At 62.5% G+C, this 443-nt stretch carries 1 protein-coding gene; it reads left to right on the top strand.

The window, feature by feature from the left end; translation table 11 throughout:
* On the top strand, positions 1 to 354 hold a 354-nt coding region (gene rplD / locus AACY49_RS31115; RefSeq protein WP_339528170.1), incomplete at its 5' end, for a 50S ribosomal protein L4.
* Positions 355 to 443 lie beyond the last annotated feature (89 nt).

The following is a 443-nucleotide window of genomic DNA, read 5'->3' as shown; positions in this document are numbered from 1 at the left end:
CGGACCCGCGACTTCAACCCCGGCCTGAACAAGAAGGTTCGCGCGCTCGGTCTGAAGATGGCGCTGTCGAGCCACGCTCAGGCAGGCACGCTGGTTGTCATGGACAGCCTGACGGTCGCCGAGAGCAAGACCAAGACGCTGATCGCGGATTGGGCAAAGCTCGGCACGGGCAAGACCGCGCTCGTCATTGACGGCGCAGCGGTCGAGACCAGCTTCGCGCTGGCAGCGGGCAACCTGCACACGATCAACGTGATGCCGGCGGCTGGTGCCAACGTCTATGACATCCTTAAGCACGACACGCTGGTCCTGACCCGCGCTGCCGTCGAAATGCTGGAGGCGCGCTTCAATGGCTAAGCAGAAAGCCGCGATCGACGCGCGTCATTATGACGTGATCGTCGCACCGCACATCACCGAAAAGGCCACTTTGCTCAGCGAGCATAACG

Source organism: Pseudomonas sp. EL_65y_Pfl2_R96, from assembly GCF_963970905.1.
Lineage (GTDB): Bacteria > Pseudomonadota > Gammaproteobacteria > Pseudomonadales > Pseudomonadaceae > Aquipseudomonas.
Note: the sequence above shows the minus strand (reverse complement) of the source record. Positions and strands in the feature narration are given on the sequence as shown.